Genomic DNA, 12998 nt, shown 5'->3' on the forward strand with positions numbered 1-12998 from the left:
ACCCGATATCGACCCTCTGTTCAAACATATGTTCGATGGCGTGTCGCGGGTCGGGGTCCTAGGTTGGGTCGGTGCCAGCGAACCAGAAGAGTCCAGACGTTCCGCGCTCTGCCGTCGTGACAGGTGCCGGTCGCGGCATCGGACGTGCCGTGGCAGCCGAACTGGTCGCTCGGGGATACCGCGTGGTGGTGACCGATCTCGACGAGGCGGCTGCTGTCCGTGCGGCCGACGAGATCGGCGCCTCAGAGGGCCTGAGGCTCGACGTGACCGATCCCGAGGCCAACCGCGTCGTCGCCGTGCATGCTCGCGAGATCGCGCCGCTCGCAGTGTGGGTGTGCAACGCCGGTGTGCTGTTCGAGGGCGAAGTCACCTCGCTGACCGAGCAGCAGATCCGGACGACGTTCGACGTCAACGTGCTGGGTGCAGTGTGGGGAGTCAGGGCCGCAGCAGACGCCTTTCGCGAGCAGTCCAGCCTGGGGATCATCGGCGGACAGATCGGTGTCCTCGCATCGCTCAGCGCCCATGCGCCGGTGCCTGGGCTGAGCGTCTACGCCGCCTCCAAGGCTGCCGTGCTGTCGCTGGTGACCTCGTTGGTGGCCGGCAGCGTCGTGACCACATCCACCTGCACGCGCTGTGCCCCGACGGGGTCGACACCGCGATGGTGGAGTCGATGGTGCCCGAGGGGGGTGCCCGCGCGATCTTGGCGACCGGAGTCATGTTCAGCCCGCAGGACGTCGCTCGAGAGCTCGTCGACATGCTGGGGACCAGGCGCACGATCAAGACGATGCCGGTGTGGCGTGGAGTCCTCGGTCGTTCTGCCTCGTTGGCCCCCGGGTCGCCGCGCGGGTCGATCCCGTGCTCCGACGGGTGGGAGCGAGCCGGCTGCGCAGAGCCCGCAAGCGGCGCCGAGCGGGCCGCGACGTGACCGCGGTGTCGAGGCGGACGGCTGATCTCACCTATTTCGTCGGCAGCGCCCTCACCTTCATCCTCGGGTTCGGCGTCGCGGTCGTCGTGTACGCCAAGCTGGACGCGGCGCAGGAGGCACCCGTGGATCTCGTCGAGGCGTTTCCCCTGTGCGTGGCAGGAGTCCTCGCCGCTCTGGTCGCCTGCTTCGGATTCATCTCGGGCTTCGTCGAGCGGGAACGGAGCTTCCAGAACAATCCCCACGCCGTGCCGATCTCGGCAGACGCCGAACGGCAAGCGACGTGTGGGAGCGCTGCGGGCGCCATCGCTGGCCAGCTGGTCGTGGGCGGCGGTCGGCGGATACACCATCGCGATCTGCGGGTTGACCACGCAGCAGAACGGCTCGATCGGCTGGGTGCCTGTTCTGCTGCTCGCGCTGGCGGTGGCCTTGTTCGTGGGGGCCAGAGCCCATGCAGGTCCCGGGGGACTGCGCATCGCGGTGGTGCTCGCTGTGCTCAGCATCGTCGCGATCGGTGTGCTGTTCGCCGTGGCGCGGTGGTCGATCTAGAGCTCGCGGGCAGCGTCCTCGGTGATCGTCTCAGCCGTGACGATGTCTTCCTCGACCGCTTCGACGGTTGCGCCGAACAAGATCGCGTACAACCCGATCCAGAGCCACAGGAGCAGGACGACGACACCGGCGAGTGCTCCGTAGGTCTTGCCGTCACTGCCGAAGTTGTCGACGTACACCGAGAAGCCGATCGAGACGACGACCCACAACGCGCTGGCGACGATGACGCCCTTGGTCACGAGCCTGGGCGACTCGGGGTCGATCCGGTGCTACCCGGAACAGCACGCCGATCGCGACGACCAGCGCTCCCAGCAGAACCGCCCAGCGGGCGGCGCCAGCAGGATGCGGACGCCCGGGACGATGTCGAGCGCGTCGAAGATCGCCGGGGCTGCCGCGACGAGGGTGATCACGACGAGGACGAAGACGATCGCGCCGACCGTGAGCCCGAGGGCGAGGAGGCTTGCGCTGGACGAAGTTGCGCGAGTCCTTGATGCCGAACATCACGTTGATCGCGGTGACGAGATTTCCACGCCGCCTGAGGCGCTGTAGAACGCCAGGACGACGGCCAGGACGAGTCCCAGGCCCAGGGACCCGCTGGAGGTCGAGGTCAGTGTCTGAGCTGTCCGGTGATCAGGGAGGCGGCGTCAGCCGGTAGTGCGTCGGTGAGCTGCTCGGACTGGCGCTGCACCGTCTCGGGTGAGGCGACGAGGCCGTACGTCAGGACTTCCGGCGATGAGGGCGGGAAGAGGGGACAGGAAGGCGTAGAAGGCCACTCCGGCTGCCAACAGCGGCGCTTGCTGGGCCGAGGCCTGCTTCCAGGATGTTCGAACAGTTTGTACGGCAGGCATGTCTCGACGGTAGTGCGATACGGCTGTGCCCGCCTGTCTGAGCAGGAGTAGGCCAGATGTTCGAACGATTTTCGAATGTCTTTTTCCTGCAAAGGCAGCAAGTGTGCAGCGTCACTCGAAATTCTGTTCGATTAGTTCTTCCTTTTGTCAGAGGTCGCCCGTATTGTCGTACATGTGTTCGATCGAACGCCTGTTCGCATCAATCGAATGACATCGAGAGCCGCCGCTCGGTCGAGCACACCAATCCACGCAAGAGATCACGTTCACCGTCTCACTTCCCCCACGGAGGCACCCATGAGTACCATGACCATCAGCCAGTTCGACGCCCGCTCGATGCGACCCGCGCGCACCGTCACGGCCCAGGCCCAGGCCCAGGCCCAGCGGCCGACCACCGCAGTGCGGCTGACTCGCCGCGGCAAGGCCGTCGTGCTGTCTGCGGCCGTCGCCGCTATCGCGGTCTTCGCTGTGATGTTCGGCCCGTCCTCGACGGCGACCGACGAGGCTGGCACGCCGGCCGAGACGACGATGGTGCGCATTCTGCCGGGTCACACGCTGTGGGAGATCGCCGGAGAGGCCAACCCCAATGGCGACATCCGCAAGACGGTCGACGAGATCATCAAGCTCAACTCCATGCCCAGCGCGTCTGCTCTGCAGGTGGGTACGGAGATTGCGGTGCCGGTCTACTCGTAGTAGCCGCGCACGACCACGCAACCCGTCCAGGTCTCTAGGGAAGGTGACCTGGGCGGGTTTCGTTGTGGTGCTCGTGGGTCACAATGAACCCATGCGGATTCACGTGGTCGCTGATGCGGCCGACAAGGATGGCGGCTACGTCGTCGAACGGATCGTCGAGCGAGGTGGTGAGATCGTCGAGCTTGACCGAGACGCCCTCACCTCGTTCGGTGAGCTGGGCGGCTCCGAGCTGATCGTGCTACTCGGCTCCGACAAGTCGGCACATGATCCGAAGTGGGAACGCTCGGTCATCTCCGAGACGGAGCTGGTGCGCTCGGCGCTCAGGGCAGGGACGCCGGTCATGGGGATCTGCTACGGCGCCCAGCTGCTCGCTCGGGCACTCGGCGGCACGTCCTGGCGTTCCGACAAGGCCGAGCTGGGCTGGGGGCGGGTCGACACGATCGATCCGGTGCTGTGCCCTGAGGGTCCCTGGGGTCAGATGCACACCGACGTCTTCGCGCCCGGGCCTACGTCGCGCATCATCGGCACGACCTGGCGGGGTCCGCAGTGCATCGTCGACGACTCGTTCGGTGCGCGGTCGATTGCCTGGCAGTTCCATCCCGAGGTGACGCCCGAGACCTATGAGCGGTGGGTGCACGCAGGCTACTTCGGCGACATCGGCGTCGACACTGCCGATCTGATCCGTCAGGCCCGGCGCAATGCGATCCAGTCCCGGCTGCGTGCCAGGTCGTTGACCGATGCGGCGCTCTCGTACCTGGGCGTCGCATGAAGGGCCGGCCCAGCGGTTACGAGTGGACCGTCCGCGGCAAGGAGGTCGTGATCACCCACCACGGAGTTGTCGGTGCAGTGCTGCGAGGCGCCACGGCACATCAGTTCGTGCGTGACGCCGAGCACGGAGACCAACAGCTGCTCATGGCAAGGATCATGACCCGAGGCACGACCCCGCCAAGAAGCAGCCGCGCAAGCGTTAGTCGGTGACGTCGGCAGCCTTGTGGGCTGCTTCTGCCGCAGATTTCTCCGACTTGGCGTCCGCTGTCGACAGACGACCGCCGGTGCTCTCGAGGTGCGCCCGGATGAACCAGTGGAACGGCTCGAGCTGCTTCTGCTGGCCGATGACCATGTCTTCGGTGACCGGATCGAGATCGGAGACCGCAGCCTGTGCCTTGCGGTGATCCTTCAGCAGGTTGATGTAGACCTCGTCGAGGGCGCCCAGGTGCTCGTTCGTGGTGGCCCGTCCGAGCGAGTAGTCCTCCCACGTGCGGCCAGCGACGATCGCGCCGGGCGTGCCCTGCGGGGAGACGCCCAGGGTGGCGATGCGTTCTGCCGTCTCGTCGACCATGGCGATGACTTCGTCGACGTGCGGGTCGATCATCTCGTGGACCGCGATGAAGTGAGGACCGACAACGTTCCAGTGCACGTGCTTGAGCGTCAGGTGCAGGTCGTTGAGCGCGTTGAGCCTCTCCTGGAGGATGCCGGCGAGCTTCTCGCCCTCGGCGTTGGTGAGGCCAGGAATCGTAAATTTCGGGGTTGAGTTAGCCATACATTTTCCATACCCCCTCTGCTCGCGCTTAATCGTCGATCTGCGGCCAGGGACTACATCAAGACCTCGACAAACTCGTCATGGGGAGGCTGCTTTTCGGCTGGGTGCCAGGGCATACGTTTGTGTCATGGCTTTGATCGTCTGCCCCCTGTGTGTCCGCGAAGATGACATCTTCTTGATCCGGGTCCTGCCGGATGGTCGCAAAGAGGCCAGGTGCGATGACTGCGACTTCGTGTTCACGTATGGCAAGGCCGTCGAGGAGCCGCCGCCAGCTGCGGCCAAGCCGCGTCCGAAGGCGAAGCCGAAGGCTGCCGCGGCGCGCACCCGGGTGCCGGCGAAGGCATCGGTGCCATCGATCCAGATCGCGCTGAAGCAGTTCCAGACGTCGGTCGAGCTTCTCGGCCGAGGCTGTCGAGCGAGCGTACGCGCTCAAGCAGGAGTTCCTGCGCGAGGAGTATGTTCCCAAGCCGGTGGTGCAGCGTCATTGGCAGAAGTTCGCCTGGGTCTTCTCGCCGGCCGGGCTCGACAAGGCAGTGATCTTCGACCTCGAGCAGTTCGTCCATGACCCGATCGGCGCCGACCAGGGGAGCACCCTGGTCTTCGACAAGGCGTGGAGCGTCATGGGCGAGTTCGAGGGGGCGCGGCGCATGCGCGCCAGCATCGAGTACCTGCTGCGGGGGACTGGATCGATCGAGGATCGGATGACCGAGCTCGTCGACGGCACGTATGCGATGTCGATGCCTGGCTTCGGCGAGGGCTCGTGACGAAGACGCTGGCAGTCGCCGACTCCGAGCGATTCCTGCCGATCTTGACGTATGCGCAGAAGCGAGAGCTTGCCCGCGACGTGTACGGCCTCGATCTGCCCTCTGCCGACGTGGGCTCGTGGACCGTGGGTCGCCTGGCGGTGTGGACGAACGACCTTCTGGTAGAGCTGGCGGGCAATGATTTTCATGACCAGCATCACGCCGCCCAGTTTTTGCTGTGGGCGCAGGAGCGCTAGCGCCCGACTGCTGCTCTCGCCACCCTCGCGCGGCCCTCTGAGAGGCCCGCGACACGCCGAAATTGCAGGACAAAATGCGCTCTGACCTGCGCAAATGCACGTGTCCCGAAAAAGTGTCAGCACTGTCCACCAGGATGTTGCACAAGCCCTTTTCGACGCGTAAGGTAACACTAGATCTAGTAGTTACATCGCTGTAGTTCTCCACATCTAGTTCCACAGGATGACCGGGGTTACGCACCGAAATAGCGATTGATCCACAGTGTTTCCACACCTTCGTCCCCAGCTCGGGGATGACGCACGAGCAACAGCTCCATCAAGACAAGCCCCACCGCAACATGCCCATCGAAAGGAGTAGCGCGATGCACTGTCCGTTCTGCAAGAACACCGACACCAAGGTGCTCGACAGCCGCATCGCCGACGAAGGCGGAGCGATCCGTCGGCGCCGCTCCTGCTCGGCCTGTGAGAAGCGCTTCACCACGATCGAGCAGATGCAGTCACCGTGGTCAAGCGCTCCGGCGCGACCGAGCCGTTCCTGCGCGACAAGGCCGTCTCGGGCGTCCGCAAGGCCTGCAAGGGCCGACCGGTCTCCGACGACGATCTGGCGCGTCTTGGCCAGAAGGTCGAAGACACGCTCCGCGATTCGGGGTGCGCCGAGGTCCCGGCCCATGAGGTCGGTCTCGCGATCCTGGAGCCCCTGAAGCTGCTCGACGAAGTTGCTTATCTGCGGTTCGCCTCGGTCTACAAGGCGTTCGACTCGGCAGATGACTTCGCCGCCGAGATCGCCAGCCTGATGGCAGCCAGCGCCGACAGCGAGCTGGCCAAGCACGCATCAAAGAACAAGTAGCGCAAGAACTCACCATCGTTCTTGAAGCCCGGCCTTTCGAAGGCTAAGGCCCGGCAGCACTAATAAGTAGCATCCACCGCGCACCACGTACACAAGGAGCAGTTCATGACGGAGACGGTCAACGGACCCACGGGTTCACCGCGCAAGGCGACGGGCAAGGCTGCCAGCAAGAATGGCGCCAAACTCAAGATCGAGCGCGTGTACACCACTGAAGGCGTGCACCCGTACGACGCCGTCACGTGGGAACGTCGCGATGTCGTCCAGACCAACTGGAAGACCGGCGAGAACGTCTTCGAGCAGCGGGGCGTCGAGTTCCCCGACTTCTGGAGCGTCAATGCCTCCACGATCGTCACGACCAAGTACTTCCGTGGCGCCGTCGGTGCCCCCGACCGCGAGCAGAGCCTGCGCCAGCTGCTCGACCGCGTCGTCCTCACCTACACCGCCGCCGGCAAAGAGCACGGCTACTTCGCCTCCGACGACGATGCGTCGATCTTCGAGCACGGCTGACCCACATGCTCCTGCACCAGGTCTTCAGCTTCAACAGCCCGGTGTGGTTCAACGTCGGCACGTCGAGCCCCCAGCAGGTCAGCGCCTGCTTCATCCTTGCGGTGGATGACTCCATGGACTCGATCCTCAACTGGTACAAGGAAAGAGGGTCTGATCTTCAAGGGCGGATCCGGTGCCGGCCTCAACCTGAGCCGCATCCGTTCGTCCAAGGAGCTGCTCCGCTCCTCGGGTGGCACGGCCTCGGGCCCCGGTCTCCTTCATGCGTGGTGCTGATGCTTCGGCCGGCACGATCAAGTCCGGCGGTGCGACCCGTCGTGCGGCCAAGATGGTCGTCCTCGACGTCGATCACCCCGACATCGAAGAGTTCGTCGCAACCAAGGCCAAGGAAGAAGACAAGATCCGCGTCCTCCGCGACGCCGGCTACGACATGGACCTCGGTGGCGCTGACATCACCTCGGTGCAGTACCAGAACGCCAACAACTCGATCCGCGTCAACGACGAGTTCATGCGGGCGGTCGAGTCCGGTGGCGAGTTCGGTCTGCGTGCGCGCACCAACGGCGAGATCATCGAGACCGTCGACGCCAAGAAGCTGTGGGAAGACATCGCACAGGCCGCCTGGGCGTGCGCCGATCCCGGCATCCAGTACGACGGCACGATCAACGACTGGCACACCTCGCCGGAGGCCGGCCGCATCACGGCGTCCAACCCGTGCTCGGAGTACATGCACCTCGACAACTCGAGCTGCAACCTGGCCTCGCTCAACCTGCTGAAGTTCCTCAAGGACGACGGCTCGTTCGACACCGCGACGTTCACCAAGGCCGTCGAGTTCATCATCACCGCGATGGACATCTCGATCTGCTTCGCCGACTTCCCGACCGAGGCCATCGGTGACACCACGCGTGCCTACCGCCAGCTCGGCATCGGCTTCGCCAACCTCGGCGCGCTGCTGATGGCATCGGGTCTTGCGTACGACTCCGACGGTGGACGTGCCCTCGCCGGCTCGATCACCTCGCTCATGACGGGTGCGTCCTACCGCCGCTCCGCCGGCTCGCCGGTGTCGTCGGCCCGTACGACGGCTTCGCGCAGAACGCTTCGGCGCACGAGCGCGTCATGCGCAAGCACCAGGCCGCCAACGACGAGATCCGCACCGTGCACGGCATGGACATCGCGGTGCACCGTGCTGCTGCCAAGGAGTGGGCCGACAACCTGACGATCGGCAAGAAGAACGGCTGGCGCAACAGCCAGGCGTCCGTCCTCGCGCCGACCGGCACGATCGGCTTCATGATGGACTGCGACACGACTGGCATCGAGCCCGACTTCTCGCTGGTCAAGTTCAAGAAGCTCGTCGGTGGCGGTTCGATGCAGATCGTCAACCAGACGATCCCGTTCGCGCTCAAGAAGCTCGGCTACACCGGCGAGACCATCGAGGCGATCGTCGAGTTCATCTCCGAGAACGGTCACGTCGTCGACGCGCCCGGTCTGAAGACCGAGCACTACGAGATCTTCGACACCGCGATGGGTCAGCGCTCGATCAAGCCCATGGGCCACGTGCACATGATGGCCGCTTGCCAGCCGTTCCTGTCGGGAGCCATCTCCAAGACGGTCAACCTGCCGGAGTCGGCGTCGGTCGAAGAGATCGAAGATGTCTACTTCCAGGGTTGGAAGCCGGCCTGAAGGCGCTCGCGGTCTACCGCGACAACTGCAAGGTCGGCCAGCCGCTCTCGGACGGCAAGGAAGCCAAGGACTCCGGTTCGACCAAGGTCGAGATCAAGGAAGTCATCGTCGAGAAGCCGATCCGTCGTCGTCTGCCGAAGTCGCGTCAGGCCATCACGACGTCGTTCTCCGTGGGCGGCGCCGAGGGCTACATGACCTCGGGTGCTCACGAGGACGGGTCGCTGGGCGAGATCTTCCTCAAGCTCGGCAAGCAGGGCTCGACCCTCGCCGGCATGATGGACGCCTTCTCGATCGCGATCAGCATCTCGCTGCAGTACGGCGTGCCGTTGGAGACCTTCGTCAGCAAGTTCACCAACATGAAGTTCGAGCCGGCCGGTCTGACCGACGACCCGGACGTCCGCATCAGCCAGTCGATCATGGACTACACGTTCCGTCGTCTGGCCCTCGACTACCTCGACTTCGACACGCGTGCGGCTCTTGGCATCTACTCGGCTGACGAGCGTCAGCGCTACCTCGACACCGGCTCTCACCAGCCGATCTCGAACGGCAGCACTGCCGCTGCGCTGATCGACACCCCCGTCGAGGCGAAGGGTGCGCCGGTCGAGTCCGGTTCGTCGGTTGAGCCTGTTGAAGCCGCCAAGACGACCAGCGTCTCCAGCGACAGCCACGAGGCCGCCGCTTCCAAGCCTGCTCCCACGCAGGCCCACACCAGCGCCGAGCTCCTCGAAGTCATCACTGGCTCCGCGGTCGACTCCCCGCTGTGCATGACCTGCGGAACCAAGATGCGTCCCGCCGGCTCCTGCCACGTGTGCGAAGGATGCGGCAGCACCAGCGGCTGCAGCTGATCATGTGTCAGTAATGGTGTGAAAGTGGGGGAGAGCTTCGGCTCTTCCCCACTTTCGCGTTCGCGGGCACGCGCTGCCTGTGGTCGCGGGATGGACGGTCAATGGCACCGTAGGCAACCGTCGGCAGACTGCCTGGCCTGCTGTCGAGGTTTGCCTGGGCAGATCGGGGGTACGTTCCCCAACGCTGCGTGGCGCACTGCCGAGCCATGACTTCGGTGATGTGTGATCGCAGCCACGCCTGCGCTGCTCGATGGCAAGACCTGCTGTCGAGTCGACAACCTTCATCAACGAGCGTCCGCACCCCGGGCGCCGCACAAAGGAGAACACCATGGGATTTCTACTCTGGATCATCGCCGTCGCTCTCGTGATCTACGGAATCATCACGCTGGTCAACGGCAGCATTCTGCTGGGCATCGTGCTGATCGTCCTCGGTCTGGCCGTGGGGCCCGGCGGCTGGTCGATCTTCAACCGCCGTGGTGCTCGGACCTGATCGCTGACTGATTCGATGCCCCGCAGTCCTGATGAGGGCTGCGGGGCATCCCCGTTACCTCGACCGATAGTGGAGTTTGCGTGGATGAGTTGCTGAATGGCCGGTATGCGTTGGGGGACTCCGTTGGCTCCGGCGGCATGGGAGCGGTGTACCGAGCCACTGACACCCGGCTCGGTCGGCAAGTGGCGGTCAAGGTGCTGCGCGGCGGCCCGCTGACCGACGACGTGGCGCGCGCACGGATGCGCAGTGAAGCCAGCCTCGCGGCATCGATCAACCATCGCGGTGTGGCCCAGGTCTATGACTTCGAAGAGGACCGATCCGCGCATGGCGGTCTCACGTTCATCGTGATGGAGTCGTCGAGGGCCACTCGTTGGCCGAGCTGCTGCGGGAGCGCGGGCCGATGCCTGCAGATCAGGTCATGTCAGTGGTGGTGCAGGTGGCCGAGGGCCTTCAGGCCGCGCACGAAGCCGGCATCGTCCATCGCGACTTGAAGCCAGCGAACATCATGCTGACCCCAGCGGGCCGCACCGTTCTGGTCGATTTCGGCATTGCACGCTCGGCGACCAGCGAGCCACTGACCAGTACCGGCGCGATGGTTGGCACGGCCGAGTACATGAGCCCTGAGCAGTCCGCCGGACGCCCAGCGACGCCGCAGTCAGATCTGTATGCCCTCGGCGTTGTCGCCTTCCACTGCCTGACGGGCTCGTCGCCCTTTCGGAGAGAGTCGCACATCGCGACCGCACTTGCGCATCTCAACGATGACCTGCCAGAGACCGAGAACGGCGTGCCAGCCGATGTCATGACGCTGATCCGATCGTTGACGGCCAAGAACCCCTCCGAGCGGCCCGCAGACGCTGCGACCGTAGCTCGCATGGCCGCTGGGATCGGCCGCTGGCACCATCGACCTGCCGGAGACGTTCGAGCTTGCCGGTGGGGAGCGCGAGGGGGACGGACTGACCCAGACCGCGCTCGTCTCGACTTCACCCACCGCTGTCGTGCCGCAGAGGCGACGCATGGGCTGGACCGCGGCGTATGCCGGCGTGGGGGCCGCGGTGTTGGTGCTGGCGTTCCTCGGGTGGCGCACCATGGGCGGCGACGATCCCGCGGTGGTGCCGGATGTCATCGGGTTGAGCGTGGCGGACGCCAAGGCAGCGATCCGCGATGCCGAGATGACTGCCCGCACCGAGATCGTCGATGCTGCCGGAGCTCCCTGCGGGCCAGGTCGTCAGGCAGTCACCCGACGCCGGAGCATCCGATCGCGCCGAGGAGGTCGTTGCGATTAGCGTGGCGTCCGGCAAGGTGGCGATCGCCGCCGACGATTTCGTCGGTCAGACCTATGCGAAGGCCTCAGCGTCGCTGGAGAACCTGGGGCTCGTGGTGAAGCGCGACGATGTGACCCGCAACGGCGACGCCGGTGAGGTGGTCTCGCTCGACAAGTCGGGACGACTGCCCGACGGCGCCACGGTGACGCTTTCTGTCGCGGTTGGACCGGTTGCTGCGACTCCGCCATCGAGCGGGACCAGTAACGGTGGTGAGAGCGCCACCAAAGGTAAGTCGAACGGCAAGGCCAAAGGCAAGTCAAAGGGCAAAGGAAACAAGTAGCGGCTTGATCCCCTTGCCCCGTGACTCCCGTCAGCTCAGCGAATCGTGGCTGAGACCGTCCTGCGTGCATCGGCGGTGCTGGAGGTTCCCTTGTACTCGACCTGGAACTTCTGCTTGCCAGCCGGCAACCCGGTCAGCGTGACCTTCGCGGCACCCTTTGTGACCGAGACGGTTCGACTGACATCTCCGAGCGCGACAGTCACTTTGCCGCTGGGACGGCCGCCGGTGGCTTTGCGCACCACCTTGATGGTGAAGGTGGCCCGACGGGTGCCAGGGGCTGTCTTTGCAGTCAATGTTGCCCTCGACTTGAGCTTGATGGCCAGGTTGGTGATCGATGTGCCTTCTGCGAGCGAGAAGACCTGGGCACCTGACCGGCTGGCTGAGTTGTACCAGCGCGACTCCCACACACCTTCGTTGTCGCGCACCTGGAGCTTGCCAGTTGCCTGCGTCGATGGGCTCGATGGCGAATCGACCGTTCGATCGGGTGCTTCCGGTCTGGTACCAGGTTGGGGTGCTCACGCCGACGCGGTAGGGAGTCACGAAGATGTTCTTCAACGGTTGACCGCTGGTGTTGGTGACGGTGCCGCGCAGGTGAGCGCTCTCGTGGTTGAGCTGCTGCTCGACGAGCGGAGTGTTGCTGCCAGCTTTCACCGTGATCTTGGTGGCTTTCTCACAGTAGAAGTCTGCGGACTGGTGAATGACGGTGTCGTCGTAGCACTCGTTCAGGTACTTCTTGGCGGAGTCGGCGTAGCTGAGGGTGTACGTGCCCGCAGGCAGACCAACGAAGCGGTACGTGCCCTTCGCGTTCGCCTGCCTCTCGTCGAGGTAGGCCAGCTCTTTCGTTGCCGGCCGGGCCGAGGTCGATCGGGGGGTCCTTCGAGATGCCTGCGCCGCGGTGGGGGAGCTCCCGTCGGCGAGGGTGACCTTGCCGGTGATCGAGCCTGCACCCTTCATGGTGACGTTGCGGGTGACAGTCTTCGTGGAACGACCGTTGAGCGATCGCACGGTCGTGACCGCGCGATGCTGGGGATCAGAGACGATGACTCGGTTGTACGTCCATCCCTTGAGCGGGGAACCCGAGAACGAGTAGTAGCCCTTGCTCGAGGTCGTGGCGGTCTTGTAGACCGAGTAGGCGTCACCGCTGTCGGTGTCGGTGCGCATGAGCTTGACCTTCGCGCCCTTCAGTGGCTTGCCGTCCAGGGTGACCACCCCTTTGATCTTGCCGCCCTTGGATGCTGCGTTGGCAGGCGCGGACGTGAGGCCGACGGCCAGGACGATCGACGCCAGTATGGCTAGCAGCAGCTTGAACTTATGGTGATGAGTCATCTGTTCCCCCGAACATTTGCGCTGAACACTCTGTCTCGAACGTAGTTCACGCTTGCGCGTAGAACAACCTCGGCGGTCGCTCTGTCAGGCGACGAGACATACGCAACTACTGGCCTGGGATGAGAACGGAGTTCCGTCCGGTTGTCATTGGTACACGGTGA

General features: G+C 64.7%; 16 protein-coding genes and 3 pseudogenes. 15 read left to right on the forward strand and 4 right to left on the reverse strand.

Translation table 11 applies throughout. The features are described 5' to 3' along the window. The first annotated feature begins 71 nt into the window (after positions 1–71). On the forward strand, positions 72–950 hold the full coding sequence (locus tag ACHMWU_RS17320; protein ID WP_396045464.1) for an SDR family oxidoreductase: 879 nt from the start codon (positions 72–74) through the stop codon (positions 948–950). Between the two features lie 257 nt (positions 951–1207). Then, the gene (locus ACHMWU_RS17325) at positions 1208–1471 is read left to right on the forward strand and encodes a hypothetical protein (RefSeq protein WP_396045466.1); all 264 of its coding nucleotides are present in this window, start codon (positions 1208–1210) and stop codon (positions 1469–1471) included. Here ACHMWU_RS17325 and ACHMWU_RS17330 read toward each other — a convergent pair. Continuing rightward, a complete protein-coding gene (locus ACHMWU_RS17330) occupies positions 1468–1710 on the reverse strand; it encodes a YhjD/YihY/BrkB family envelope integrity protein (RefSeq protein ID WP_396045468.1) in 243 nt (80 codons plus the stop codon). The genes ACHMWU_RS17325 and ACHMWU_RS17330 overlap by 4 nt on opposite strands. Positions 1711–1740: 30 nt before the next feature. Next, a complete protein-coding gene (locus ACHMWU_RS17335) occupies positions 1741–1881 on the reverse strand; it encodes a hypothetical protein (protein WP_396045470.1) in 141 nt (46 codons plus the stop codon). 732 nt (positions 1882–2613) lie between these two features. Between ACHMWU_RS17335 and ACHMWU_RS17340 the strand changes: the two genes are divergently transcribed. The 3 genes from ACHMWU_RS17340 to ACHMWU_RS17350 all read left to right on the forward strand — a co-directional run bounded on the left by ACHMWU_RS17340 (position 2614) and on the right by ACHMWU_RS17350 (position 3987). Further along, positions 2614–3009, forward strand: coding sequence for a LysM peptidoglycan-binding domain-containing protein (locus ACHMWU_RS17340; RefSeq protein ID WP_396045472.1), 396 nt, complete (start codon positions 2614–2616; stop codon positions 3007–3009). Between the two features lie 91 nt (positions 3010–3100). Beyond that, complete coding sequence (locus tag ACHMWU_RS17345) at positions 3101–3778, forward strand: type 1 glutamine amidotransferase (RefSeq protein ID WP_396045474.1); 678 nt, start codon at positions 3101–3103, stop codon at positions 3776–3778. Further along, entirely contained in the window at positions 3775–3987 is a 213-nt protein-coding gene (locus tag ACHMWU_RS17350; RefSeq protein WP_396045476.1) for a hypothetical protein, read from the forward strand. Before ACHMWU_RS17345 ends, ACHMWU_RS17350 begins: the two co-directional genes overlap by 4 nt. Here ACHMWU_RS17350 and ACHMWU_RS17355 read toward each other — a convergent pair. Next, a complete protein-coding gene (locus ACHMWU_RS17355; protein ID WP_396045478.1) occupies positions 3977–4549 on the reverse strand; it encodes a Dps family protein in 573 nt (190 codons plus the stop codon). The two genes, ACHMWU_RS17350 and ACHMWU_RS17355, sit on opposite strands and share 11 nt — an antisense overlap. A gap of 127 nt (positions 4550–4676) precedes the next feature. On the opposite strand from ACHMWU_RS17355, the gene ACHMWU_RS17360 reads away from it, so the two are divergent. The 10 genes and pseudogenes from ACHMWU_RS17360 to ACHMWU_RS17405 all read left to right on the forward strand — a co-directional run bounded on the left by ACHMWU_RS17360 (position 4677) and on the right by ACHMWU_RS17405 (position 11511). Next, entirely contained in the window at positions 4677–5114 is a 438-nt protein-coding gene (locus ACHMWU_RS17360; RefSeq protein WP_396045480.1) for a hypothetical protein, read from the forward strand. After that, positions 5083–5313 (forward strand): hypothetical protein, encoded by a 231-nt coding sequence (locus tag ACHMWU_RS17365; RefSeq protein ID WP_396045482.1) that lies wholly within the window; start codon positions 5083–5085, stop codon positions 5311–5313. The genes ACHMWU_RS17360 and ACHMWU_RS17365 overlap by 32 nt, the downstream gene beginning before the upstream one ends. Next, positions 5310–5549: a hypothetical protein gene (locus ACHMWU_RS17370; protein WP_396045484.1), complete on the forward strand. Its 240-nt coding sequence runs from the start codon at positions 5310–5312 to the stop codon at positions 5547–5549. Before ACHMWU_RS17365 ends, ACHMWU_RS17370 begins: the two co-directional genes overlap by 4 nt. A 359-nt stretch (positions 5550–5908) precedes the next feature. Beyond that, positions 5909–6393, forward strand: a pseudogene (nrdR, locus tag ACHMWU_RS17375) (transcriptional regulator NrdR). Between the two features lie 105 nt (positions 6394–6498). Continuing rightward, positions 6499–9419, forward strand: a pseudogene (locus ACHMWU_RS17380) (vitamin B12-dependent ribonucleotide reductase). 250 nt (positions 9420–9669) lie between these two features. Beyond that, positions 9670–9909: a GPGG-motif small membrane protein gene (locus ACHMWU_RS17385; protein WP_396045486.1), complete on the forward strand. Its 240-nt coding sequence runs from the start codon at positions 9670–9672 to the stop codon at positions 9907–9909. 80 nt (positions 9910–9989) lie between these two features. Beyond that, a complete protein-coding gene (locus ACHMWU_RS17390; RefSeq protein WP_396045488.1) occupies positions 9990–10400 on the forward strand; it encodes a hypothetical protein in 411 nt (136 codons plus the stop codon). Further along, a pseudogene (locus tag ACHMWU_RS17395) lies at positions 10310–10699 on the forward strand (serine/threonine-protein kinase); the annotation flags it as partial. The gene ACHMWU_RS17390 and the pseudogene ACHMWU_RS17395, both read left to right, overlap by 91 nt. Before the next feature lie 223 nt (positions 10700–10922). After that, positions 10923–11192 (forward strand): hypothetical protein, encoded by a 270-nt coding sequence (locus ACHMWU_RS17400; protein ID WP_396047020.1) that lies wholly within the window; start codon positions 10923–10925, stop codon positions 11190–11192. A gap of 1 nt (position 11193) precedes the next feature. Continuing rightward, positions 11194–11511, forward strand: coding sequence for a PASTA domain-containing protein (locus ACHMWU_RS17405; RefSeq protein WP_396045490.1), 318 nt, complete (start codon positions 11194–11196; stop codon positions 11509–11511). A gap of 30 nt (positions 11512–11541) precedes the next feature. Here ACHMWU_RS17405 and ACHMWU_RS17410 read toward each other — a convergent pair whose 3' ends face one another. After that, the gene (locus ACHMWU_RS17410; protein WP_396045492.1) at positions 11542–12837 is read right to left on the reverse strand and encodes a collagen binding domain-containing protein; all 1296 of its coding nucleotides are present in this window, start codon (positions 12835–12837) and stop codon (positions 11542–11544) included. Positions 12838–12998: the final 161 nt, after the last annotated feature.

Source organism: Aeromicrobium sp. UC242_57 (genome assembly GCF_044452305.1).
In the GTDB taxonomy this organism is placed as follows: Bacteria; Actinomycetota; Actinomycetes; order Propionibacteriales; family Nocardioidaceae; genus Aeromicrobium.